Source organism: Rhizobium sp. KDH_Rht_773_N, assembly GCF_052946295.1.
This window is the reverse complement of record NZ_CM129525.1, coordinates 1,916,692-1,942,962: the sequence shown is the minus strand read 5'-3', so window position 1 is coordinate 1,942,962 and position 26,271 is coordinate 1,916,692. Positions and strand designations below refer to the sequence as shown.

Annotated in this window: 17 protein-coding genes; 1 reads left to right on the top strand and 16 read right to left on the bottom strand. The window is 62.0% G+C overall.

Annotated features, from left to right (window positions below):
• Positions 1-82: 82 nt before the first annotated feature.
• The 11 genes from ACU8HS_RS09740 to ACU8HS_RS09690 form a co-directional block, all read right to left on the bottom strand.
• Positions 83-8,617: a GH36-type glycosyl hydrolase domain-containing protein gene (locus ACU8HS_RS09740; RefSeq protein ID WP_447015815.1), complete on the bottom strand. Its 8,535-nt coding sequence runs from the start codon at positions 8,615-8,617 to the stop codon at positions 83-85.
• 772 nt (positions 8,618-9,389) lie between these two features.
• Positions 9,390-9,578, bottom strand: coding sequence for a hypothetical protein (locus ACU8HS_RS09735; RefSeq protein ID WP_113498475.1), 189 nt, complete (start codon positions 9,576-9,578; stop codon positions 9,390-9,392).
• Between the two features lie 162 nt (positions 9,579-9,740).
• On the bottom strand, positions 9,741-10,490 hold the full coding sequence (locus ACU8HS_RS09730; RefSeq protein WP_112756050.1) for an ABC transporter ATP-binding protein: 750 nt from the start codon (positions 10,488-10,490) through the stop codon (positions 9,741-9,743).
• Positions 10,487-11,320, bottom strand: coding sequence for an ABC transporter ATP-binding protein (locus ACU8HS_RS09725; RefSeq protein ID WP_112564307.1), 834 nt, complete (start codon positions 11,318-11,320; stop codon positions 10,487-10,489). Before ACU8HS_RS09725 ends, ACU8HS_RS09730 begins: the two co-directional genes overlap by 4 nt.
• Entirely contained in the window at positions 11,317-12,252 is a 936-nt protein-coding gene (gene nikC, locus ACU8HS_RS09720) for a nickel transporter permease (protein WP_447015814.1), read from the bottom strand. Before nikC ends, ACU8HS_RS09725 begins: the two co-directional genes overlap by 4 nt.
• Positions 12,249-13,316: an ABC transporter permease gene (locus ACU8HS_RS09715; protein WP_112756048.1), complete on the bottom strand. Its 1,068-nt coding sequence runs from the start codon at positions 13,314-13,316 to the stop codon at positions 12,249-12,251. Before ACU8HS_RS09715 ends, nikC begins: the two co-directional genes overlap by 4 nt.
• Before the next feature lie 21 nt (positions 13,317-13,337).
• Positions 13,338-14,978, bottom strand: a complete 1,641-nt coding sequence (locus tag ACU8HS_RS09710) for an ABC transporter substrate-binding protein (protein WP_112564301.1) — start codon at positions 14,976-14,978, stop codon at positions 13,338-13,340.
• A gap of 46 nt (positions 14,979-15,024) precedes the next feature.
• On the bottom strand, positions 15,025-16,083 hold the full coding sequence (locus ACU8HS_RS09705) for a dipeptidase (protein WP_112756047.1): 1,059 nt from the start codon (positions 16,081-16,083) through the stop codon (positions 15,025-15,027).
• A 148-nt stretch (positions 16,084-16,231) separates the two neighbouring features.
• Positions 16,232-17,257 (bottom strand): ABC transporter permease, encoded by a 1,026-nt coding sequence (locus tag ACU8HS_RS09700; RefSeq protein WP_112756046.1) that lies wholly within the window; start codon positions 17,255-17,257, stop codon positions 16,232-16,234.
• Between the two features lie 36 nt (positions 17,258-17,293).
• Entirely contained in the window at positions 17,294-18,835 is a 1,542-nt protein-coding gene (locus ACU8HS_RS09695; RefSeq protein WP_112562423.1) for a sugar ABC transporter ATP-binding protein, read from the bottom strand.
• Positions 18,836-18,908: 73 nt separating this feature from the next.
• Positions 18,909-19,838 carry a sugar ABC transporter substrate-binding protein gene (locus ACU8HS_RS09690; protein ID WP_112562425.1) on the bottom strand — a complete coding sequence of 310 codons (930 nt, stop codon included), beginning with the start codon at positions 19,836-19,838 and terminating at the stop codon, positions 18,909-18,911.
• 389 nt (positions 19,839-20,227) lie between these two features.
• Between ACU8HS_RS09690 and ACU8HS_RS09685 the strand changes: the two genes are divergently transcribed.
• Entirely contained in the window at positions 20,228-20,731 is a 504-nt protein-coding gene (locus ACU8HS_RS09685) for a DUF1993 domain-containing protein (RefSeq protein ID WP_113413209.1), read from the top strand.
• A 6-nt stretch (positions 20,732-20,737) separates the two neighbouring features.
• On the opposite strand, the gene ACU8HS_RS09680 is transcribed toward ACU8HS_RS09685, so the two are convergent.
• From ACU8HS_RS09680 to ACU8HS_RS09660, 5 genes are all read right to left on the bottom strand, one after another.
• The gene (locus ACU8HS_RS09680; protein ID WP_447015813.1) at positions 20,738-22,282 is read right to left on the bottom strand and encodes an alkaline phosphatase family protein; all 1,545 of its coding nucleotides are present in this window, start codon (positions 22,280-22,282) and stop codon (positions 20,738-20,740) included.
• Positions 22,260-23,243: a UDP-glucose 4-epimerase GalE gene (gene galE, locus ACU8HS_RS09675; protein ID WP_112562431.1), complete on the bottom strand. Its 984-nt coding sequence runs from the start codon at positions 23,241-23,243 to the stop codon at positions 22,260-22,262. Before galE ends, ACU8HS_RS09680 begins: the two co-directional genes overlap by 23 nt.
• A gap of 129 nt (positions 23,244-23,372) precedes the next feature.
• A complete protein-coding gene (locus tag ACU8HS_RS09670) occupies positions 23,373-24,428 on the bottom strand; it encodes an ABC transporter ATP-binding protein (RefSeq protein WP_112756036.1) in 1,056 nt (351 codons plus the stop codon).
• A 12-nt stretch (positions 24,429-24,440) separates the two neighbouring features.
• Complete coding sequence (locus ACU8HS_RS09665) at positions 24,441-25,325, bottom strand: carbohydrate ABC transporter permease (RefSeq protein WP_112562435.1); 885 nt, start codon at positions 25,323-25,325, stop codon at positions 24,441-24,443.
• Positions 25,322-26,224 (bottom strand): carbohydrate ABC transporter permease, encoded by a 903-nt coding sequence (locus tag ACU8HS_RS09660; RefSeq protein ID WP_113413207.1) that lies wholly within the window; start codon positions 26,222-26,224, stop codon positions 25,322-25,324. Before ACU8HS_RS09660 ends, ACU8HS_RS09665 begins: the two co-directional genes overlap by 4 nt.
• Positions 26,225-26,271: the final 47 nt, after the last annotated feature.

Here is a 26,271-nt window from a genome sequence, read left to right as displayed (position 1 = left end):
TCCGTTTTGCAAACGCTACGCCGGCCAAAAGGGTTCCCCTCTGGCCGTGCGAATCGCCGGAAATTCAGCTTGGAGATTGCTGTTATCCGACCGGATACCCCTCGTTGGGATTGGCTATTTCGCTGCCGTTTATCGACGCAGTGTAGCCGTCAGCATTGGACGCTTTTGAGACCGAAATGCGGTATTTGCTTCCGCCGCGTTCGATCTCTGCCGCAAACCCGTCCCAATTGGAAGGAAGCGACGGGCGAATATAGAGTTTTCCACCCTTTAGCCGGATACCGAGAATGCCCTCCACCGCCGCGCGGTAGAGCCAGCCGGCCGAGCCCGTATACCAGGTCCAGCCGCCGCGCCCGGCATAGGGTGGATGCCCGTAGACGTCGGCCGCAACAACGTAGGGCTCGACCCGGTATCGTTCGACGGCCGCCTTGTCCAGGCAATGGGTGATCGGGTTGAGGATCTGGAAACAGCGCAGGGCATCGTCGCCGCGCTTCAGTGCCGCCAGCGCCATCACCACCCAGGCCGCGGCATGTGTGTATTGGCCGCCATTCTCGCGGACGCCGGGCGGATAGGCCTTGATATAGCCCGGGTCCTGCAGCGACCGTTCGAAAGGGGGCGTGAAGAGACGAACGATGCGCGCATCCTCATCGACCAGCCGCTCGAGCACCGCATCCATCGCCTTGATCGCCCGCTCAGGATCACCTTCACCCGAGAGAACACTCCAGGACTGCGCGATCGAATCGATCTGGCATTCCAGGCTCTCCTTCGAGCCGAGCGGCGTGCCGTCGTCGAACGTACCGCGGCGATAATAGCCCCCGTCCCAGGCAACGCTTTCGAGCGCCTTCCTGAGTTCGGCGAGATGCGCCTTCCAGTGCGCGGCGCGGGCCTTGTCGCCCCGGTCTTCGGCATAGGGTATGAAAGAACGCAATGTGCCCGCGAGGAACCAGCCGAGCCAGACGCTCTTACCCTTGCCCTCGATGCCGACGCGGTTCATCCCGTCGTTCCAATCGCCGCCGAGGAAAAGCGGCAGGCCGTTCGTTCCCTTGCGGGCAATGGCAAGATCGAGTGCCAGCGCCGCATGTTCGTAGACGCTGACCGTATCCTCGGATAGTTCCGGCTTGAAGAAGGAGTCATGCTGGCCGTCCAAGAGGTCCGGGCCTTCGAGGAAGGGCAGCTGCTCGTCGAGCACGCTCTTGTCGCCGCTGACACTGCAATAGTGATCGATCGCATAGGCGAGCCACACGACATCGTCGGAGATCATGGTGCGCACGCCCGCCCCCGTCCCCGGCAACCACCAGTGCTGCACATCCCCCTCGCGGAACTGGCGCGACGCAGCGTTGACGATCTGGCGCCGCGCAATGCCCGGCTCCTGCAGCACGAAGGCCAGCGTGTCCTGCAACTGGTCGCGAAAGCCGAAGGCGCCGCTCGCCTGGTAGAAGGCCGTGCGGGCCATGATGCGGCAACCGAGGCTCTGATAAGGCAGCCAGCTATTGACGAGGTAGTTCATGCCCCGATCCGGCGTCGAGATCTGCAGCCTGCCGGTGAATTCCTGCCAGAACCCCCGGTTTGCCTGCACCGCATCGTCGAACGATGCCTTGCGAATATCGGCAATCAGGGCACGCGCCTCCTCTTCGCCGGACGCATCGCCCAGGAAGAAAGCAACATCGCGTTCTTCGCCGGCGCCGAGTTCGATGTCGATCGCAAGGATCGCTGCCGGATCGCCATCGAGTCCCGTTGAGCCGGAAAGAGCAGCAGCGGCCGTCACTGCAACGGGCGCCTCGATTGTCCCGCTCCGGCCGATGAACTCACGGCGGCTGGCCGAAAAACTCGAAACCGCCTCGCTTGCGGCGAAGAAGGCGGTCCGGCCCGCATAGTCGATACTGTAGGGGTTCGTCGCAAACAGCGCTCCTGCCTCCTCGTCCCGTTTCGACAGGATGAAGGGGGCGGTCTTCTGCGGATTGTTTCCAAGGACCCATTCCACATAGGCGTAGAGCCTGAGCTTGCGGCCTGCCGAACCGGTGTTGCGCAGGCGCAGGCGCTGCAGCTTCACCGGCTTGTCGCGATGCACGGTCTGCGTCACCTCCAGCGCGATCTCGTGCTGCGTGCTGGAGAAAGTGGAGTAGCCGAGACCGTGGCGCGCTTCGAAACGAATGTCGTTGCGGCGGGACAGGCTTGCGAATGGTGTCATGACTGCACCGCTTTCGAGATCCGCCACGTAGAGGGCCTCGCCGGGACGGTTGACGACGGCATCGTTCGACCAGGCGGTGAGCTGATGGTCGCGCGAATTGACGCTCCAGGTGAAACCGGCGCCTTCTGCCGATACGTGGAAACCGAACCGGTCGTTCGAGACGACATTGATCCAGGGCTGCGGCGTCGCCCGCCCGCCCGGCAGGCGCACGACATATTCGCGGCCGTCGCGGGCAAAACCGCCGAAGCCGTTCCAGAAGTCGAGGTCGCCTTCATCCTCGAGCGAAACGGTCTTGACAGCCGGGGCAGGCAGAGGCGACCTACGCTTGCCCGGCGTCCCGGCGCGATCCGCCTTTTCCGTTTCTTCCGGCTCTTGGCCCGCGGGTTTGCGGCCGACGGGTTTGGAAAGCATGCGGACGCGGTTGATCTGGTCGATCACCTTGCCGTTTTTCGCATGCAGCGTCACGCGCGAGGCGGCGATCAGCGCCTGGTAGGTGCTCTCTTCCATGAGATCCTTGCGGACCGCGAAAATGTGCTGGCGCAGACCGTCGGCATGCCCCATGCGGCGCACGCCCTCGCACATCGCGTCGAGCGCATGCTGCATATCCTGCGCGTAGGAAGACGCCCGCTCGTTCATGATGACGAGATCGGCGGTCACGCCGCGTGAACGCAGATATTCCTGCGCCAGCAGCGCCTCGCGGGCAATCTCAAGGTCCATGTCGTCATCGATGCGCAGCGTGAAAATCGGAAAATCGCCCGAGATTGCCAACGGCCAGAGTGCCGATTGCGGCTGCAGGCCGGCTCGGACAAGATTGCCGTCGCCGCGAAGCTGCATGTCGGGATAGACGAGATAGCGGCCGAGATGCTGGAACGCTGCCGCCTGCTGCGAACTGACCCCGACATGGCGCATCTGCACCTGAGTGCGCGTCCATGCCTGGACGAGTTCGTGATTGAAGGCATCCGGATGGCGATAGCGGTCGACGGCCTTGTCCACCTCGGCACGGCTGGGGGCGGCGATCGTCCAGAAGATCACGCCCCCCTTCTTGCCGGCCGGCACGCGCACCGTCCGGCGCAACGACAGGGCAGGATCGAGGGTAAAACCGTCGGTGCCGGAAAGGCGGCTCCCCGGATCGAAGGCCGCGGCATTCGAAAGGCTGCGGCCGCGACCGATGAAGGCGCGCCGTTCGGTCTCGAATTCCGTGTGGCGCGTATCCCCGGCATTGTCGACGATCAGATGCGCGATGCTCATGTTCGCTTCGTTCGGATCGCGTTTGTTCCGCTCGGCGTGGATGGCGTCGCCGCGCTTGTCGATCTCCGTTTTGACGAACATGCGGGCGAAGGCCGGATGCGCATTGTCCGTGTCGTCGGAGGTGATGACCGGTTCGAGATAGGACGTCACCTCGATAAAGCGATCTTCCGCACCCGTGTTGAACAGCGTCAGGCGGCGGGCCTCCGCATCATGTTCGGTGGCAACGATGCATTCGAGCTCGCTCGTGAGTTCCCCAAGGACCTTGCTGAACACGGCTTTTTCGTCAGCGAATTCCACCCGGACCGTTTCTCCCTCCGCGCTCTTCGGTTCGGCTGTCGCCGACCACCATTCGTTGGTCGCCGTATCGCGCAGGAAGATGAAATTGCCCCAGCGGTCTTCGGTCGGATCCGGTTTCCAGCGGGACACGGACAGACCGTTCCAGCGGGCGTAGCCTGCGCCTGTTGCCGTCAGCATCAGGGAATAGTGGCCGTTCGAAAGGAACACGAGCTCGCGCTCGCGCGATGCCGGATCGGCGAGTTTGCGGACGACCGGACGCATCAGGTCGTCCTGGATGGCGGCAGGCGTTTCGGACTTGTCCCTGCCGCTCATGACCGGGATGTCACGCGGCGCCTTTTCCTGCAGCAGCAGTTCGGCCGCCTCGATGACGGGATCGGAGTGGAAGAGTTCGCGCAGATGGCCGTTGAACGCGACATTGGCGACGGCCGCGATCGACATGCCGTGGTGGTGGGCATAGTAGTTGTAGACCACGGCGCATTGCTTGCCTTCGGGCACGCGCGTCGGCGTGAAATCGACCGCGTCATGGAAGCCGAACCTGCCAAGAGCGCCGAGCTTGCGAAGTTTTTGCAGGTTCTCCAGCGACGCCTCGGGATCGTATTGGCTGGCAAGCAGCGAAGCATAGGGCGCGATGACGGCATTATGGCCGAGACCGCGCTTGAGGCCGAGCGTCGGCACGCCGAAATTCGTGTATTGATAGTTGAGATTGTGGTCTCGGGCATTGAAGGCCGCCTCCGAGATGCCCCAGGGCGTACCAAGCTTGCGGCCGTGGTTCATCTGCTCGATGATGACGAGATTGTTGGTCTGGTTGAGGATGCCTCCGCCACGCTCCTGCATGACGAGCGGCGGCATCAGATATTCGAACATCGATCCGGACCAGGAGACCAGCGCGCCGCGCGATCCGACCGGCACCACCTGGCGGCCGAGCTTGTACCAATGCTCGGTCGGCAGGTCGCCCTTGGCGATACCGAAGAGCGAGGTAAGACGGCATTCCGACGCCAGAAGGTCATAGCAGGCCGCATCGAGTTCGCCGCTCTCGACACGGTATCCGATCGACAGAAGCCGGCGTTCCGGACGGTAGAGGAAACCGAAATCCATCGAAAAGGCGAGATCGCGGGCCTTGTCGCGGAGCGCGACCAGACGGGGGCGCAGCGCGTCGATATTGGAAAGGTCGAAGGTGCTGTCGGCGATATGCGCCTCGCAGGCCTTGACCAGCGAGGCCGCCCACGACGTGACCTCTTCCGTCTGTTTTGACTTCACTTCGTGGTGCAGGTTACCGGCGAGCTTCTGGACGTCGCGCGCCAGGACCGCAAGGTTGATGACACGGATCGAGGCGAACTCATGCTCGCGCTTGACGGCGGCAAGCGCATTCTGGAAGCCGGCAATGCGCTCCTCCAGCCGGCGGCGCAGCGGCCGTACCGTCTTGCGGTCGTCGGGCAGGTCCGCAAGCACCTCCCCAAGAATGCCGGCCGTGTCACCGACACCGTCGAGATTGCCCTGGACATGCGCCGAGGGCGCTTCCGCCCAGTCGCGGCAGGCCGAGGAAACGGCAATCAGATGACCCGCGAGATTGCCGCTGTCGACCGCCGAGACATAGCGCGGCCCGAGGGTCTGCAAGGTATCGGTGTGATACCAATTGAAAAGATGGCCGCGAAACTTTTCCATGCGGTCGATCGTGGCGACCGTCTGCTCCAGGCGCTCGATCGTTTCTTCGAAGGAGAACCAGCCGAAATGGCGGCCGGAAATGACCGACAGCAGATAGACGCCGATATTCGTCGGCGAAGTGCGTGTCGCCACGACGACCTGGGGCGTTTCCTGCACGTTGTCGGGCGGCAGATGGTTCTGCTCCGCCGTCGTGAAGGTTTCGAAATAACGCCAGGTGCGGCGCGCGATCTTGCGCAATTCGCTGGAGACGCCATCGGGCACGTCAAGCCGGTCTTCCGTCTCGGCCGACTGGCTCACGTACCAGGCGACCGCCGGCGAACAGATCCAGAGCAGCGCGAAGGGAACGCCGACGAAAAAAGCATCGGTGCCCGACAGCGCGGCGAAGGCAACCGATAAGATCGCCAGCACCGGCGCATGCCACATGGCCCGGTAGTAGGAAAGGATGGTGCCCTGCTTGCCGGCCCCGACACTGGCGGCGGTGCGCCATTGCAGGAGCAGTTTGCGGCTGACGAAGAGGCGGTAGAGCGATCGCCCGATCGCATCCGCGATCATGCAGACGGTGTCGGCGATGAAGATGATGCGCAGCGCCACCTGAGCGTTGGCGGCCGCTATATCCGAACAGACGGTATAGAGATGGGCGCTGGCGACGATATCGCCGCTGCGGGGAATAATGCCGCTGATGAGCGAAAGGGTCGGCGCCACGAACAGGCAGACGATCAGCAGGATCTGCCAGATCAGCGCGCCAAATGGCTCCAACAGATACCAGCCGAGCACCGAAGCGAGGAACCAGGCGATCGGTGTCAGCGAGCGGCGCAGATTGTCGAACATCTTCCAGCGGCCAAGCGCGGTAACGCCGTGTTGCGGACCGAACATATAGGGCAGAAGCTGCCAGTCGCCCCGCGCCCAGCGATGCTGGCGCGAGGTTTCGACCTCGTAACGCACCGGAAAGTCCTCGACGAGTTCGAGATCGGTGACGAGTGCGCAACGTGCCATCGAACCTTCGAGAAGGTCATGGCTCAGAACCGAATTCTCCTCGATGCGCCCCTTCAGCGAGGCCTCGAAGGCATCGACATGATAGAGGCCCTTGCCGGTGAACGTGCCTTCGCCGGCAAGGTCCTGATAGACATCCGAAACCGTGAAGACATAAGGATCGAGACCGCGATTGATCGAAAAGATGCGCTGGAAGACCGACGCGTCCTTGCCTGTCGTCAATGACGGCGTGACGCGCGGCTGCAGGATGCCGTAGCCGCTTTCGACGCGCCCGCTTACAGGGTTGACGACCGGGCGGTTGATCGGATGATGGAGCTTGCCGACGAGTTTGGTGACGGTATCGCGCATGAGGCGCGTATCGGCATCGAGCGTCATGACATATTCGATACCGGCCGGCGCGGTGTTCACCCCCGGCAGATAGGTCGTATCGCGGTCGCCGCGCAGCAGCAGGTTCAGTTCGTGCAGCTTTCCGCGCTTGCGCTCCCAGCCCATCCATACGCCCTCGCACGGATTATAGAGGCGGCGGCGGTGCAGCAGATAGAAGCGCGTCTTGCCGTCATGGGCATAACGGGCCGAGAGGCCGGCGATCTCCCGGCGCGCATATTCCAGCACCTCGAGATCGCCAGGGGTTTCTTCAACCTCGCTGTCCGGCCAGTCGCTGAGCAGTGCGAAATAGATCTCGCCGCGCGGATTGGCGAGATAGTGGACCTCGAGATTGCGCACCATCTCGTCGACGCTGTCGCGATCGGAAATCAGGCACGGCACGACGAGGAGCGTGCGCGCATCCTCCGGGATGCCCTGTTTGAACTCATATCCGACAAGCCGCGCGGGCGTGACGAAGAAAGAAAGCATCGTGTTGAACAGCCCGCTCGCACCTTCCGAGGCCGGCAACGCGAACAGGATCACCAGCAGGGCGATCTCAATAGACCCCATGCCGGCATTGGCCATGAACCCTGCGACGATCGCCATGGCAATGATCGTGATCAGCCCGACCGGCAGGGCGATCGCCATCCAGTTTAATTTGCGCACCGCGCGAATGACGTGCTGCGCCAGCGTCGGGCGGTAGCCTGCGCGCGCTTCGAATTTTGGGCGTTGAGCCCCGGCGATAAAACCGCCGATATCGGGCTCATGCGGTTGCGGCTGATCGGCAAGCTTCGCCTCGGCCACCATGTCGACGGCCAGCTGGGCGATTTGCACCTCGCTCAGCGGCGAGCGCCTCGCAAGCCTTTCGATCTGCCGGCGGTAGCTGTTGCGCGAACCGGAGTCGAGGTCGCCATAGTCGGACTGGCCCCAGAGCAACCTGTCGACGTGACTGACCTGCTCGACCCAAACCGACCATTCGGCATCGTTGATCTCGCGCAGGCTGCGAATAATGTTGCCCATCGTGACATTGCCGGCCGAGAGGCGGCCATGCTCCGCCATCATCGTCTCCTCGCTGTCGCGCCCGAGCTTTTCCAGGCGTTCGTCGAGCCAGGAGATCGCCAGGCTCGACGTCTGCGACCCGTCCCGCATGCGGTAGAGGAATTGGGTCGAGAACGTGTTGTCCTCGGCGAGGTCTTCCAGGGTCTTCAGATAGGCGGCAGCCTTTGCGGCATCGGCAAGACGCACCAGTTCGTTGGCCGCCTCGTTGGCGCGGCGGCGCATGCGGCGACTGCGTTCGACCCGGCTCGAAATACGACGGAGGTTTTCCACCAGCACGTAGCGCACCAGGGACGGCAATGCCCAGAGTTCGCCGATCCTGAGAGTTTCGTGCTGCTGGAAACCGTCGACCAGCGCCGTCAGGCTTTCCTGCGAGATCGTGCCGTGCGTATGGGCGACATAAAGCCAGGCCAGTGCCAGCGTGCGCGGTATCTCGACGCCGCCGACTTTCATAAGCGGCAGTTCCCGGTAGAACCGGCGCGGGAAGTCACGGCGGACTTCGTGGATCGCTTCCTCGACGATGTAGTGGTTGTCCAGCAGCCATTCTGCGGCCGGCGTGATCGCCTCCCCCGCCTCGACGTCGGCCGCAGTCGTGCGGTAGACGCGCAGGATCTCCTCCTGGTTTTCCTTGTGGCGCGCGAAGAAGTCGAATGCCGCGAAACCTGGCAACTCGCTCACGGCCTCGCAGGCGACCCTTTCGCTCATGGCTCTGATGTCTTCGTTCGACAGATAGGTCGAGCGGATCGAATCATTGTGGTCGATCAGCTTCTTCTCGGGCTCGCGCGACAGGCTCGGAGACGGAATGGAAATGGCCATGGGCTCGGTTCTGGATCCAAACGACGGTGCGATTTCGGCACGGTTCTGCATTGTTCGTGATGACCCTCGAATGGACGGACCGGTCATCTTCGCAGCCGGGGGAAGACGCTTCCCGGCAAAACTGTCCGGGAAGGTTGGACACCCTTTCGAGAATTCAAGTCGCAGGACCTTTCTCCTGCGCCCCCTGGCCGGCGTGAAAAAGGCGCACGGACGATGTCCATGCGCCTGCACGGCGTTCCCGGCGCCCTCAGCGCCTCACGCCTACTTTCCGCAACGGGCTAGACCGCATGGAACAGATAAAGAAGGATGATGATGGGGATCGGGATACCGATCAGCCACAGCAGGATACCTTTCATGAACATTCTCCCTGAACAACATCGAAGTGTCAGGAGAATGCCAGCGCATCCCAATTGTTCCGGACAGGAAAATATTCGATCAGTCAGACGCCCTCAGACGGCGCCTCGAACGCGCCGGTTTCAGCCGACGACGCCGCAAACCATTGCGACGACAAAAAGGAAAGCCGCCGTGAAAAGCGTTGCATGGATCGCGGTCTGGATTCTGTGCCGCGTAGTGACCGGCTTCTTTGCCGGTACGGATCCGTACTGGTTCACGTGAGTATGCGAAATACCCAGATTTGCCATGTGTCGCCTCCGTCTGTTTGTTTTGCGGCCGAACCCTCGGCTCGCCTTTATATTCTTATATTCCCTATAAGGTAGGTAGAGATAAATTTCCGTCCAGAGCGGACGGAAGAGAAAATCCACCCGGCGTCAACTCAGCAGAGCGTGCGCCATGCCCAGATCCAGGAGCGCTCGAGAGCGCCGTCGTTCTGGGGTGCATTGGAGGAAGTTTCGATCAACCGGCGGTCCTTTTCCGCCGGGATCGTCACGGAGGCGCTTTCCCTCCGCTCGGCCTTAACAGGAGGATCGAGGTAACCCATGGTCATCCCACCGAGAAAGAACATGCCTCAACCTCCATCGATCACGAAAGCTAACGGTCGTTAACGGGATCATGACAGAACTAAGGCAGCTGTCAATAGTCTAGTCGAATGGTCGTGTTTTAGGGAATGATTATCCTTAACGCCGGCGACGCATGAGATTTTTCAAGGGCTTGAAAACACAGGCTTTCAAGCCTTCACGAACCCTTTGCTGGCAACCATCAAATTTCGCGTGTACTCCTCGTGAACGCTGCCGGCGGCAAGTTCGGCCGATGTCAGCCGCTCGACAACGGCGCCGCCACGCATGACGGCAAGCCTCTCGCACATATGGGTGACAACGCCGAGATCGTGACTGACCATGACGAAAGTCAGCTTCCGGTCGCGGCGGATCTGCTCCAGAAGATTGAGGACTTCGGCCTGCACGGAAGCATCGAGCGCCGAGGTCGGCTCGTCGAGGAGCAGGATCGACGGCTCGACGATCAGCGCGCGGGCAATCGCCACACGCTGCCGCTGGCCGCCGGAAAGCTGGTGCGGATAACGGAAGCGGAAACCGTTGCCGAGTCCGACTTCGTCGAGCGCGCGGGCAATCCGCCTCTCGCTGTCGCCGATGCCGTGGATCGCAAGCGGCTCCAGAAGCAGCCGGTCGACCGTCTGGCGCGGATGCAGCGAGCCGTAGGGATCCTGGAAGACCATCTGGACGCTGCGGTAGAAGCTTCTGCTGCGCTTCGACCCTTTCAGCGGCTCGCCATGAACGCGGATCGTTCCCTCGCTGACGGGAGCAAGACCTGCGACGGCACGCAGCAGCGTCGACTTGCCCGAGCCGGATTCACCGACGAGGCCGAAGGATTCGCCGCTTTCGATGGAAACGCTCACATCCTTCAGGGCATGGAAATGGTCGTAGATGACGCCAAGATGGTCTGCGGAAAGCGCCGTCGTCATGCTGCCCACTCCGGCTTGCGGTCGAGCACCGGCAGCGGATGCCTGTTTTCGCCGATCTGCGGCATGCAGTTGAGCAGGCCTTGCGTATAGGGATGTTTCGCGTTGCGAAGCTCGGATGCGGCAATCTCTTCGACGATGCGGCCGGCATACATGACGATGACGCGGTCGCAGAAGGAGGAAACGAGCCTCAGATCGTGGGAGACGAAGATCAGCCCCATGCCGCGTTCGGCCACAAGCCGGTCCATGATCCGGAGAACGTCGAGCTGGACCGTGACGTCGAGGGCCGAGGTGGGCTCGTCGGCGATCAGCAGCTCCGGCCCGGCGATCAGCATCATGGCGATCATGGCGCGCTGGCCCATTCCGCCCGAGACCTCATGCGGATAGAGATCGAAGACGCGTTTGGGATCGCGGATCTGCACCGCTTCCAGCATGTCGAGCGCGCGCTCCTGCGCCTCGCCCCTGCCTATCTTCTCATGCGTGCGCAGCGTTTCGCAGATCTGCTTGCCAATGGTCATGACCGGATCGAGCGAATATTTCGGATCCTGCAGGATCATGGCGATGCGCTTGCCGCGCAGCCTGCGCCGCTCGCCGGCCGATGCCTTCAAGAGGTCGATACCGCTGAAATCCAGCGTATCGGCAGCGACGATGCCGTGTTTAGGCGTCAGGCCCATAATAGCGCGGCCGGTCTGCGACTTGCCCGAGCCGGATTCGCCGACGATCCCCAGACGCTCCTTGCCGAGCGTGAAAGAAACGCCGCGCACGGCCTCGATGACACCGGTGCGGGTCGGATAACTGACGCGCAGGTTCTTGACGGTCAGAAGCGCACTCACTGGCCGGCCTCCTTCGGATCGAGGGCGTCGCGCAGGCCGTCGCCGAGAAGGTTGAAGCCCAGGCTGACGACGAGGATGGCAATGCCGGGCATGGCGGCCACCCACCATTGGTCGAGGATGAAGCGGCGGCCGGAGGCGATCATCGCGCCCCATTCGGGCAGCGGCGGCTGCGCGCCGAGGCCAAGGAAACCGAGGCCTGCCGCCGTCAGGATGATGCCCGCCATGTCGAGTGTCACGCGCACGATGAGCGAGGAAATGCAGAGCGGCATGATGTGGCGCACGATGATGCGCAACGGCGAGGCCCCCATCAGCTTGACGGCCGAAATATAGTCCGAGCGGCGAACCGTCAGCGTCTCGGCGCGGGCGATGCGCGCATAGGGCGGCCAGGACGTGATGGCGATGGCGATGATGGCGTTCTGAATGCCCGGTCCGAGCGCCGCAACGAAGGCAAGCGCCAGCACGAGTTTCGGGAAGGCGAGGAAGATATCGGTGATGCGCATCAGCATCGCATCCACCCATCCGCCGGCATAGCCCGACACCGTGCCGACGATGAGACCGATCGGCGCGGAGATGATGGCGACCAGCACCACGACGAGCAGCGTCAGCCGCGAGCCGTAGACGAGGCGGGAGAAGATATCGCGGCCCTGATCGTCGGTGCCGAGCAGGTAGCCGGTGCTGCCCGGCGGCAGCAGGCGGGCATTCTTGAGATCGCCCACAACGGGATTATGCGTGGCAATGACATCCGCAAAAGCGGCAATCAGCAACAGCGCCACGATAATCAGCAGGCCGACGACGGCAAGCCGGTTGGCGGTAAACTGCCGCCAGGTGACATAGGCGCGGCCAAGCCGCGCCTGCATGCGCGACTGCGGCCTGTCGGACAGCAGCCAATCGCGGCGGCTCATGGGCATGGAAGGCGTGGTCGGAACCGTCATCGGTTGCGCGTCCTCGGGTCGAGTATCCGATAGAGAAGATCAGAGACGAGATTAATGCCGACAAAGACCGTGCCGATGACGATCGTGCCGCCAAGCACGGCATTCATATCGGCGCTCTGCAGCGAATTGGTGATGTAGAGGCCGATGCCCGGCCAAGAGAAGACGGTCTCGGTCAGCACCGAACCTTCGAGCAGGCCGGCATAGGAAAGCGCGATGACGGTCACGAGCGGCACCGCCGCGTTTCTCAGCGCATGGCCCCAGATCACCCGCGTTTCGGACAGGCCCTTGGCACGCGCCGCCACCACATATTCCTGCGACAGCTCGTTCAGCATGAAGCTGCGGGTCATGCGGCTGATATAGGCGAGCGAGAAATACCCAAGCAGCGAGGCCGGCAGGATGATGTGGCGGAAGACATCATAGAAGACATCCCACTGCCCCTGCCAGGCGCTGTCGAGCAGATAGAAGCCCGTGACCGGCGTAAAACTGTATTCGTAGACAATGTCGATGCGGCCGGGGAAGGCCACCCAGCGCAACTGCGCATAGAAGATCACCAGCGAGATCAGCGCCAGCCAGAAGATCGGCACCGAATAGCCGACAAGGCCGATGACGCGCACGATCTGGTCGGCAATGCTGCCGCGGCGCACGGCGGCGAGCACGCCGAGCGGCACGCCGATGACGGAGCCGATGATGGTGCCGACAGTGGCAAGTTCCAGGGTCGCCGGAAACACGCGGCGGATATCGACCATGACCGGGTTTGTGGTCAGGACCGAATTGCCGAAATCGCCTGACAGAATGCCCTTGAGATAGATGTAGAACTGCTCGTAAAGCGGCAGGTCGAAGCCCATTTCGCGGCGCACACGCTCCACGACATGGGTCGGCGCGCGATCGCCGAGAATGGCGAGCACGGGATCGATCGGCACGACGCGGCCGATGAAGAAGGTGACGGCCAGAAGGCCGAGATAGGTGGTGACGGCGGCAAAGAGGAAACGCCCCACCGCCTTGGCAAAGGAGAGTGCACGGCCCTTGCGGGGCCGCGCCTCCTGTCTTGTTTCGACGATGCTCACTGGATCAGCCTAGCCGGCTTATCACTTCGAGATCGGCCCTACATAGTTCGTATCGAAGCTCGGCCCCAGCTTGAAATCCTTGAGGCTCTTGCGATAGCCGGCCACTTCGATCTGCTGGAAGATGATGACGAAGGGGCTGTTGGCCAGGAACTTCTTCTGGATGTCCTCGTACATGGCAGCACGCTTGGCGGCGTCACGTTCGAGCAGGGCAGCCTTCGTTTCCTTGTCGAGTTCAGGCGCTTCCCAGGTATTGCGCCATGCCAGCGACTTCACCGTGCCCGCATCGGAATTGTCCGGATTGGAAGTGAAGGTGTCGGCGTTGGAATTCGGGTCGAAATAGTCCGAGCCCCACTGGCCGATATACATGTCATGCGTACGGGCGCGGTACTTCGTCAGCGTCTGCTTGCCGTCGCCGGGGATGATTTCCATCTTCACGCCGGCCTGGGCGAGCGTCTGCTGCATGGATTCGGCAATGCCCGTCACCGGCTGCGTGTTGCGCACATCCATCGTGACCGAGAAGCCGTCCGGCAGGCCGGCCTTGGCAAGCAGTTCCTTCGCCTTGGCAACGTCGAGCTTGTAGGGGTTCTCGTTCAGCGCGCCGAGCTGCCCTGTCGGCAGGAAGGTCTGATGGATCTCGCCGATGCCCTTGATGAGGGTGGCGCCGATCGCGTCATAATCGACGAGATACTTGAAGGCTTCCTGGACCTCGGGCTTCTTCAGGTTCTCGTTCTTGCTGTTGAGGCTGACGTAATAGACCGTGCTCTTCGGCGCGTTGGTGGTCGCCAGATCCGCATTCTTCGAAACGGCGTCGAGGTCGCCGGGCTCGAGGTTGCGGGCGATATCGATATCGCCGGCTTCGAGCGCCAGGCGCTGCGCCGAGCTTTCCTTCATGTAGCGGTAGATAACGCGGTTGAGCTTTGCCTTTTCGCCGTAATAATTGTCGTTGCGCTCCATGACGACGACTTCGTTGGCGCGCCACTCACGCAGCTTGTAGGCGCCCGAACCGGCATAGTTCGTTTTCAGCCACTCGTTGCCGAAGTCGTTGTCGTACTTGTGGTCGGCATCGACGGTGACCGGCTTCACATGGTCCATGACCAGCTTCTTGTCGACCACGGACGCGACGGTTGCCGTCAGGCAGTTCAGCACGAAGCTCGGCGCGTAGGGCTTGTCGACGGTGAAGGTAAAGGTCGTCGCATCGACGGCCTTCGCCTTTTCGGTGACATTGTCTCCCGTCAGGCCGAACTGGGTGAGAATGAAGGCCGGGCTCTTGTCGAGCTTGACGGCGCGCTCGAAGGACCAGGCCACGTCCTCGGCGGTGATCGGATTGCCGGAAGCGAACTTCAGGCCCGGCTTCAGCTTGAACGTATAGGTCAGGCCGTCATCGGAAACGGTCCAGCTCTCGGCGAGATCGCCCTTGACCTTCGACGTGTCGTTCATGTCGAGACGAACGAGCAGGCTGTAGGTATTGCTGGTCACTTCAGCCGTCGAAAGTTCGAAAGCCTCGCCCGGATCCATCGTGATGATGTCGTCGATGGCGAAGCCTTCCACAAGCGTATCCTTCGGCGTCTCCGCGAAGGCGGCGGGCGCTGCCACCATCAGGAGCGAAAGGGCAGCTCCTGCGGAAAGAAGGCGGAAGCTGCGGTTCAGTTTGGTAATCATCATGGTCTGTTCCCCTGTTTTTGATTGATTACAAATGTCTCGTTCGGTTTCAGACGTCCTCTTCCCTCCACGCCGAAGCCAGGATGCGAAGCCAGTTTTCGCTGGCCATTTTTCTCAGTTCTTCATCACCATAGCCAGCTTGCCGGAGAGCGGCAATCAGCTTCTGGTTCCCGGCGGCGTCGCCGATTTCCTCCGGAATGGTGGCGCCGTCGAAGTCGGAACCGAGCGCGACGCAATCCACTCCGATACGGTTCACGAGATAGTCGATATGGCGGATCATATCGGAAAGCGGCGTATCGGCGTCGGAGCGGCCATCCGGGCGAAGCATGGCCGTCGCATAGTTCACGCCGACAAGGCCGCGACGTTCGCGGATCGCATCCAGCTGCCTGTCGGTCAGGTTGCGCGCGACCGGCGTGAGCGCGTGGGCATTGGAATGGCTGGCAACCAGCGGCTGGTCGCTGGTCTTGGCCACATCCCAGAAACCCTTCTCGGTAATATGGGCAAGGTCGATCAGGATGCCGAGGCGGTTGCATTCCCGCACCAGCGCGAAGCCGGCATCCGTCAAGCCCGGCGCCGTATCCGGCGAACTCGGGAAGGCGAAAGGCACGCCGTGGCCGAAAATATTGTGACGGCTCCAGACCGGGCCGAGCGAACGCAGCCCGGCGGCATAAAAGACGTCGAGTGCCGCAAGATCGGCGCCGATCGCTTCGCAGCCTTCGATATGCAGGACGGCGGCGAAAAGGCCCGACGCCATCGCCCTACGGATATCCTTCACCGAGCGGCAGAGGCGCCAGGCGCCGGCGCGGTCGAGCCTCAGCGCGATCGCCGCCATTTCCGTGGCGATGGCGAGCGACGACAATGGGTCGAGAGGAGCGGCAAGCGGCGTCGCATAGTGGCCGTTGGCGTCTGGATCGGCAAAGACCAGGTCGCCAGAGGGAATGTAGATGGCGCAAAGCCCGCCGGCCAGACCGCCGGCCTTCGACCGCGGCGCGTCGATATGGCCCGCAGTCGTCCCATCGGCGAATTCCGCGACCGGATCGTTTCCGTCTTTCGCATGGGACCAGAGTCGAAGGAGAACGTCGTTGTGACCGTCGAATACGAGTTGCATCTGCTTTCCTGCGCTGCCCGAACGGGCGGATCGAAGCGGCAAGAATAGAAAAGCTGACGGAAAGCGCCACCTATTTTTTCACCCTTGGGCAATATCGGTGCATTGCAATTTTGCGATGCAAAAGGAGGCCGAAGCCCCCTTTGCGGTTTCAGTGCTTGGTTCGTTTCTTCTGCCTGTAAACGTCAACCACCACGGCTGCGACGATAATCACGCCCTTGACGATCTCCTGATAGTAGGCGTCGACGCGCAAGAAGGTGAAGCCCGAGGTCATCACGCCCAAGATGACGGTGCCGATGACCGTGCCCGTGATCCGCCCGACGCCGCCCGTCAGCGATGTGCCGCCGATGACGGTCGCGGCAATCGCGTCCAGTTCGTACATCACGCCCATGCCGGCCTGCGCGGTCTGGGCGCGCGCTGCCGTGACGACGCCGGCGAGGCCCGCCAGGAGACCGGCAATGGCGTAGACCTTGATGAGATGCGCCTCGATATTGATGCCCGAGACGCGCGCCGCCTGCACGTTGGCACCGATCGCATAGGTGAACTTGCCGTAGCGCGTATAGCGCAGCGCGATGTGGAAGATCAGTGCCACGACGAGGAAGACGACGACCGGCCAGATACCCGTGCCGATGAAATTGAACTGATCGGTCAGGCCGGAAACCGGCTGGCCCTTCGTGTACCATTTGGAGATACCGCGCGCCGACACCATCATGCCGAGTGTGGCGATGAAGGGCGGGATCTTCGTCTTGGCGATCAGCTGGCCGTTGATATAGCCGGCTGCAAGGCCGATCAGCAGGCCGATTCCGATCGGAATGAAGAAAGGCAGGTCGGTGAGCCCCGGATAGAGCGCGCGCGGCCAGGTGGAGGCCTGGGCGAAACTCGCCGCGATCATGGCGGTCATACCGACGACCGAACCGGAGGAGAGGTCGATACCACCCGTGATGATGACCTGGGTGACGCCGACGGCGATGATGCCGATGACGGCAACCTGCAGGATCATGATCGTCAGGCGCTGCGAATTGAACAGGAAGCTCTGGCCGATGAAGATCCAGCCGAGGATTTCATAGACCAGCGCGATGCCGACCAGCACGAGGAAGATGTTGAGTTCGGGCGGCACGCGCCGCCGTCTCGGCCGGGTTGCAAGCGGCGCTGCGCCCTCTGCTGCCTTGATAGTCATGTCAAACCTCCCTTTGGCGATCGCGATCGCGCGCAATCACTGCGCGGCGAGCTCCATCACCTTGATCTGCGTTGCTTCGTCGCGATTGAGAAAACCGGTGACGCGCCCTTCATGCATCACCATGATGCGGTCGCTCATGCCGAGAACCTCGGGCATTTCCGAGGAGATCATGATGACGGCGACACCGTTGCGCGCCATCTCCGTGACCAGCCGGTGGATTTCCGCCTTGGCGCCGACATCGATGCCGCGCGTCGGCTCGTCGAGGATCAGGATCTTCGGATTGGTGAGCAGCCAGCGGCCGATCAGCACCTTCTGCTGGTTGCCGCCGGAGAGGTTTTCGACCCGCTCGTAAAGGTTCGGGGTCTTGACGCGAAGCTTGCGCGCCATGTCCTCGCAGGTCTCCTCGATGGCACCCTCCTGCACGAAGCCGCCCTTGACGAACTTGTCGTGCAGCACGGCCACCTGCATGTTTTCGAGCACGTTGAGGATGAGCAGGCAGCCCGTGTCCTTGCGGTCTTCCGTGAGGAACGCCATGTGATTGCGGATCGCCACCGTCGGCGAGGTGATCTCCACCTGTTTGCCGAATAGCTCGATCGTGCCCGAGCTTGCCGGCGTCACGCCGAACAGCGTCTCGGCGACATTCGACCGGCCGGAGCCGACGAGACCCGCCACGCCGAGGATTTCGCCCGACCTGACATCAAAGGACACGTCGCGGAAGACGCCGTCGAGATTGAGGTTCTTGACCGACAGCACCACCTCGCCGATCGGGACTTCCTCCTTGGGGAACATCTGGGTGATCTCGCGGCCGACCATCATGCGGATGATGTCGTCGCGGGTAACGTCGCTAGAGGCGTGGGTGCCGATATATTTGCCGTCACGGAAAACGGAGAACTCGTCGGCGATCTCGAAGAGCTCGTTCATCTTGTGCGTGATGTAGACGATGCCGATGCCCTGGGCTCTCAAATCGCGGATGATGCGGAAGAGGTGCTCCACCTCGCGCTCCGTCAGCGCCGAAGTCGGCTCGTCCATGATCAGCACGTCGGAATTGTAGGACACCGCCTTGGCGATCTCGACCATCTGCCGGTTGGCGACCGACAGATACCGAACCTCGATATCGGGATCGATGGCGATATTGAGCCGGGAAAACAATTCCTCGGTCTGGCGATACATGGCGCCGTGATCGACGAAACCCAGCCGGTTCTTCGGCTCGCGCCGGATCCAGATATTTTCCGCCACCGTCATGAAGGGCATCAGGTTCAGCTCCTGATGGATCATGGCAATCCCGTTTTCCAGTGCATCGAGCGGCGACTGCAGGCGGATTTCGACGCCCTTCAGCCGCACGTCGCCCTTGTCGGGCGTATAGATGCCGGCAAGAATCTTCATCAGCGTGGATTTACCGGCGCCGTTCTCGCCCATCAGCGCATGCACGGAGCCGCGCTTCAGCCGGAACTGCACGTCGTCGAGTGCCACGACGCCCGGAAACTCCTTGCGCACGCCTTCGGCGGTCAGGAGATATTCCGCATTCGGGATTGCGCCGCTTGCGCGGACCGCGGCCATGGTGGTCGGGCTGACAGCCATCTGGTTTCCTCCGGATACGGACAGGTAGGGGATGCGGGCTTTCCCGCCCGCATCCGCTTCATCTCGGCACGTCTCAGTTCTTGGCGACGAAGTCCTTGACGTTGTCGGGGGTGACGAGCTGGAAGGGAATGTAGACCTTCTTCTCGACCTTCTCGCCCTTGGCGAGCTTCAGGGCCGCATCCAGCGCGCCCTTGCCCTGGCCGGCAGCATCCTGGAAGACCGTCACGTCGAGATCGCCGGCCTGCATGGCGGCAAGCGCATCCTGCGTGGCGTCGACACCGCCGATCACGTAGTCCTTCATGTCCTTGCCGGCCGCCTTCAGCGCCTGGATGGCGCCGATCGCCATTTCGTCATTGTTGGAAATGACGGCATTGAACTCGAGGCCGCTCGATAGCCAGTTGGTCATCAGGTCGGCACCCTGCGTGCGCTCCCAGTTGGCCGTCTGCTCTTCGACGATCTCGATGCCCTTGCAATCGTCCGTCTTGACGACGTCATGGACGTCCTGCGTGCGCATGCGGGCGGCCTGGTTGGAAAGCTCGCCCATCATGACAACGGCCTTGCCCTTGCCGCCCAGAATGCGGCAAATTTCCTTGGTTTCCAGCGTGCCGGATTCCTGTTCGTTCGAAGCGACGAAGGCCTGCTTGTCCGGAAGACTGTCGACGTTCACGGGCTCGCGGTTGACATAGACGAGCGGAATGCCGGCTTCGGCGGCAATCTTCGACATGGCAGCCGTCGCGTCCGTATCGACAGGGTTGACGATGATCGCATCGACCTTGGATGCGATGAAATTCTGGATTTGGCTCTGCTGCTTCGACACGTCGTTCTGCGCGTCTTCGACCTGCAACGTGACGCCGCTGAGCGTCTTGGCGTAGTCCTGCATGCCGTTGCGCAGAACGGTCAGGAAGTTGTCGTCGAACTTGGCCATCGAAACGCCGACGGTTTCTGCGTGCGCGGCCGTCGACATGACGAGCGCCATCGCAGTGCCCAGGATGAATTTCTTCATTTGTATTTCCTCCACAAAGCGGTGCCCGGCTGCACCCTCCTCACGCCGGGGTCCCAGACATCCGTCCGCAGACCTCAATTCCGCGCCGCCTCTCCCGTGGCGGCTCCGTCAAAACGGAACAAACAAACCGCAAAATTTGTTTCGCGGAATATTCATTCCATTTTATCGAAACGGCGTCAAGCCTCTTTGCCGATTTCCGCTGACGTTGCGGAGCCGGCAGCCTCCTGCAGAGGTGAATTATGCGTGATCAGCCTGCGGCAATCCGGCCATAATAGCCGCGCAACTGTCACAGCCGCTTCTTGTGAAAACCGTAGAGATCCCCATCTAGTCGGAGCCCCGAACAGCCTGCGCACACAGGCTGTTCTTTTTGGATTTTGGAGACAGGACAAATGTCCATTTCGATGTATCGCCTCACCGTGCCGATGTTCCAGCGCGGCATTGCCAGCCTGAAGACCTATCTCGACAAGACGCAAGCCTATGCCGAGGAAAAGAAGATCGATCCGACCATCCTGATAAATGCCCGCCTCGCCCCGGACATGCTGCCGCTTTCCGGCCAGTACCAGCGCGCCAGCGACAGCGCCAAGTTTGCGCTCGCCCGCCTGACGGCGAGCGAAGCGCCGAAATTCGAGGACAACGAGACGACGATTGCCGACCTGCGCGAACGCATGGCCAAGACCGAGGCCTATCTCGCAAGCTTCTCGCAGGAAGCGCTCGAAGGCAGCGACGTCAGGGAAATCACAATACCGGGCCGCAACGGCTCGGTCGTTCCCGGCATCGAATATGTTGCCCTCTTCGCATTGCCGAACTTCTATTTCCATGTGACGACCGCGCACGCGATCCTGCGCAACCAGGGCGCGCCGGTCGGCAAACGGGATTTCCTCGGAAATTTCTGACCACAGTCAGGGCCGGTACGTCACCGGCCCTTTCTCCGTCAGTTCGGTATAGGCGAGCGTCTGGTCGAGGTGGCGCGCCCGCAGCGACAGCAGCCGTTCGGCATAGGCAAGCCGCGCGCCGGCATAGGCCGGATCTTCGGCTAGATTGCGCAGCTCCATCGGATCCTCCGAAAGGTCGAAGAGCAGTGCCGGCAACGCAGCGAAATGCACATATTTGAACCTTTCGTCGCGTATGACGGCAAGATTGAGTTCGTTCGGCCGAAGGCCGAAATGCCGCTCCGCCTCGCCCCCGGCTATGTCGCGGAAGTCGAACTCCCAGAAAGCCGCGTCCCTCCAGCCTTGTGCCCTGTCGCCATTGAGGAAGGGGGCCAGCGAACGGCCGTCGACGCCATTGGCAGGCGCAATGCCGAGCCGCTCGCAGAGGGTCGGGAACAGATCCGCAGCGCTGGTAAAATGATCGACCGTACGGCCGGCGGAAGCTGCGGCGGGATCGCGGATAACGAGCGGAATATGATAGCTGCCGTCGAAATAGCCGCCCTTGCCGAGCGTCCAGTGGTCGCCTGCCATCTCCGCATGATCTGACGTGAAGACGACGATCGTATTGTCCCATTCGCCGGCATCTTTGAGCGCCCGCCAGATCCGGCCGAGCTGATCGTCCACTTCGGCGATCATGCCGTAGTAGATTGAGCGGATGGCGTCGAAATCGGCGCTATTCCAATCGCTGAGCGGCCCTTCCGCCCCGTGGATGAAGCCGCTCTTGCCGGCACGCGCCATGGCATAGGCGAGGTAGGGATGGCCCTGCTGCTCCGTTTCGCGATCCGCTGCGCGCGCAAAGGCCGGGCCTTCACCCGGTTTGAACATGCAATTGAACGGCTCCGGCACCGAAAAGGGCGGATGCGGCCGCAGGAAGGAAAGATGAGCAAACCAGGGCGCATCCTGCTCGCCCATCCAGCGAACGAACTCGCCGGTCAGAAAGGCGGTCTGCGTCTCGTCGCGCGAATAGGCGGGTGCCGCACTGGAGATTTCTCCCGCCGTGCTGCCGACGGGAATGTGAACGTCGCGGCTGACGGCATCGGCATGGCCACGCGAACGCAACCAGGAAAGCCACTGCCTCTCATGCTCCGGCAGCAGCTGGCGAACCGAAAAACCCGGCAACACGCCCTCATAGGTTGTCAGATGCGGATCGTTGGCATCCATATCACGCGGATCGGGCGCCGTATCCGTATAGCCGAACAGCGTCGGATCGTAACCTGCCCGCCGTGCCGCCAGCGCCAGATTGTCGAACCGCCGGTCGAGCGGCGAGCCGTTGCGGCAGACCCGGTGGTTCATCTGATAGAGACCGGTATAAAGCGTGGCGCGCGCCGGCGAACAGGGCGCAGCACCGGCATAGTGCCGCCGGAAGAGCGTGCCTTCTTTCGCCAGAGCGTCGACATTCGGCGTCCTGACGCAGGCGTGCCCCACCGAAGACAGGCAATCGCCGCGCCATTGATCGGCAGTGACGATGAGAACGTTGGGCTTTCGCCGGCATTCAGTGGTGGTTCGATCTCGCATGCCAGTTCCAGGCCGACTGAATGATCTGCGAGAGGTCGTATTGGGGCACCCAGCCCAGCACGTCCCGCGCCTTGTCGTTATTGGCGACCAGCGTGTGCGAATCGCCTTCGCGACGACCGATATACTCGACCGGGAAGGGCTTGCGGGAGACATCCTCGATAGCGCCGAGCAGTTCCTTCACCGTCGTGCCGGTGCCGGTGCCGAGATTGAGCGCGACCGATGAGCCGCCATCGAGCAGATATTGGACGGCGCGCACATGGGCGTCGGCGAGATCGAGAACATGGATGTAATCGCGCACACACGTGCCGTCGCGCGTTTCGTAATCGCTGCCGAAGACCTTGAAGCCCTGACGGCGGCCGAGAGCCGCGTCGATCGCCAGCGGGATCGCGTGCGTTTCCGGCTGGTGCCACTCGCCGATACGGCCTTCGAAATCGGCGCCGGCGGCATTGAAGTAACGCAGTACGACCGAACGGAAATTCTTGTACTGGTCGTAGTCGGCAAGCGCCTGCTCGACGATATATTTGGTGCGGCCGTAGGGATTGATCGGCACCTGGCGGTGCGTCTCGTCAAGCGGCACGCTCTGCGGCAGGCCGTAGGTCGCGCAGGTGGACGAGAAGACGAAGGCATCGATGCCCGCCGCCTGCGCCGCCGACAGCAGCGTCAGGGTGCCGATGACATTGTTATCGTAAAAGGCGACCGGATCTTTCACCGATTCGCCCACCTCGATCAGCGCCGCAAAATGCAGGATCGCGGACGGCTTGTGTTTTGCCAGCACTTCGTCGAGCCGGGCGCGATCGCGAATATCGCCCTCTTCCGCCGGCCCCCATTTGACGAATTCGCGATGACCGTTGGAAAAATTGTCGAAGACGACAGGCTTGTAGCCCTTGTTCGCCAGATCGAGACACGTATGCGAGCCGATATAACCAGCGCCGCCGACGACCAGTACGGTTTCACCTGCCATACATCTCACCTTTTGCAAGCCACAGATGCACGGACCTTAGCCAAGTTACACGTCAGTAAAAAGTTATCTCGGTTACATATTTGCAAAAAGAAGAAGATTAGGAATCTCTTGCATACCGGATGCGCTGGTTTACAAGGCGATGGCCTTGCCGACCCCGTCGAAAAGATGCAGTTCGCTGCTGTCGAACCGCAGGCTGATCGTCTCGCCGACCGATAGCCGGGCATTTCCTGCAAGCCGCACGGTCACCAGCGCACCGTCGGAAAGCGCCACATAGGCATAGGTATCCGAACCCAGCCTTTCCACGACATCCACCTTGCCATCGAGATTGCCCTGACCGGGAGCCGCAACGGCAATGTCTTCCGGTCGTACACCGAGTTTGACGGCAGTGGCCGGCGGCGCGGCGAGATCGAGACGTCCCGTACCGGCCACACGCAGCCCGCCGGGGACGGCCTCCGCATCAAACACATTCATTTTCGGCGAACCGAGGAACTGCGCGACAAAAAGATTTGCCGGCTTTTCGTAGAGGTCGATCGGCGAGCCGATCTGCTGGATTTCGCCATCCTTCAGGACCACGATCTTGTCGGCAAGCGTCATCGCCTCGACCTGGTCATGGGTCACATAGATCATCGTCGCCTTCAGCCGCTGGTGCAGCTTGGCGATCTCGATGCGCATTTCCGCCCGCAGCGCCGCATCGAGGTTCGACAACGGCTCGTCGAACAGGAAGGCGACGGGATCGCGCACGATCGCGCGGCCGATCGCCACACGCTGCCGCTGGCCGCCGGAAAGCTCCTTCGGCTTTCGGTCAAGGTAAGGTCCGAGCCTGAGCGATGCCGCCGCCGCCTGCACGCGCCGCTCGATCTCCGCCTTGGGCGTGCGCGCCACCTCTAGCCCGAAGGCCATATTGGCGCGCACCGTCTTGTGCGGGTAGAGAGCATAGGACTGGAAGACCATGGACAGGCTGCGGTCTGCCGGGCCGAGCTCCGTAACATCCTCGCCGTCGATCAGGATTTGGCCGGAGGTGGCCTCCTCCAGACCGGCGACGAGGCGCAGCAGCGTTGACTTGCCGCTGCCCGACGGACCGACGAAAACGACGAATTCGCCGTCTTCTATATGGAGGTCCAGTCCGCCGATGATGTCGAGTGCACCGAAGGATTTGCGGATCTTGCGAAGTTCAATGACGGCCATGTGCCGGTCTCCTCACGCCTTGACGCCGCCGGCACCGAGGCCGCCTTGCCAGAAGCGTTGCATGACGATGAATGCGACGATGACGGGAACGATGCTGATGAGCGCACCGGCGAGCACCAGCGTGAAGAGGGCGGCCCCGCCGCCAGAGCCGACGGTGGCTGTCGCATACCATTGCGCCAGACCGACCGTGACCGGGAAATATTCCGCCGAACTCAGCACCACCAGCGGCAGGAAGTAATTGTTCCAGGTTGCGACGAAGGAGAGGATCAGCACGGTTGCGAAGCCCGGCATCAGAAGCCTGAGCGTCAGCGCCGAGAAGATATGGAATTCCCCGGCACCGTCGACGCGGCCGGCATCGATCAGCTCGTTCGGAATGGCGTCGTCGGCATAGACCCGCATCAGGAAGACGCCCGGCGGATAGACGAGCGACGGCAGGATGACCGCCCAGGGCGTATTGACCATGCCGACCTTCGACATCAGCAGGAAGAGCGGCACGACGAGCGCCGTCTGCGGGATCATGACCGCGCCGAGGATGATTGCGAAGATCAGCCGCTTGCCGCGAAAATCATATTTTGCCAGCGCATAACCGGCCATGGTTGAAAACAGCGCCGCGCCGACCCCGGCAACCGTCGCGTAGAAGACGGTATTGAGCAGCCAGCGCGAGAAGATGCCGTCCTGGTAGGAAAAGACCTGGCCGATATTCTCGAACAGCCGGAAATCGCCTGAAAACCAGAGGCCGAAGCTGGTGAAGAGATCGTTGTTCGATTTCGACGCCGAGACGAGCACGTAAAACAGCGGCAGCGCCGTATAGAGCCAGATCACGGCGAGGATCGCCGTCAGCGTCCAGCGGTTGCGGCGAAAGGCGGAAGAGCGCTTCGATTTGCCGACAATGGTCATTTGCGGCCTCCGCGGTTGACGATCAGCATGAAGGCATAGGAGATCACCGCCGTCACGCCGCCGAGCACGAAGGAGACCGCAGCCGAATAATTGTACTGCTGGTTGGTGAAGGCGAGCGTGTAGGCGTAATAGTTCGGCGTATAGGCATTGTTGATCATTGTCGGCGCCAGGTTGCGCAGCAGGTAAGGCTCGGAGAAGAGCTGCAGCGAACCGATGATCGAGAAGATGATGGTGACGACGACCATCGGCGCGATCAGCGGCAGTTTCACCCGCATCGCATAGGCAAAGCCGTTCGCCCCGTCCATGGAGGCCGCCTCTTCGAGATCGGCCGGGATGGCCTGCAGGGCGGCGTAGTAGATAATCATCTGGTAGCCGGTATATTCCCAGTTCGCGATATTGGCGATCGACGGCAGGATCGTGCTCGGCCCGAGGAAATTCGGCGCCGGCAGGCCAAGGGCCGTGGCGAGCTGGGTAAAGGGTCCGAACGACGGGCCGTAGAGATAACCCCAGATCAGCGTCGCGATCACCGCCGGCACGGCATAGGGAATGAAGAAGCTGACGCGGAAGAAGCTCTTCGCATAAACAGTGCCGCTGTCGAGAATGAGCGCGATGATGAGGGCCGCGGCGACCATGCCGGGGATCTGGATCAGCGCGAACTTCACCAGCACGGCAACGCCCTGCCAGAACTTCGGATCGCCGAGCGCGCGCACGAAATTCTCCGCGCCGACGAATTTTGTGCCGGCAACCACAGTCGTCTTGTAGATCGCCAGCGTGAAGGCATAGGCCATCGGCGCGATCAGGAAGGCGATGAAAAGCAGCGCGAAGGGCGCGAGGAAGAGATAGGGCGCAATTCCCTTGCTCACCCGGTATCGCCGCTTGCGGCTTTTCAGACCGGCCATCTATCCGTCTCCGGCAGTTCGATGCGAAATGCGCCGGCATGGCGCGT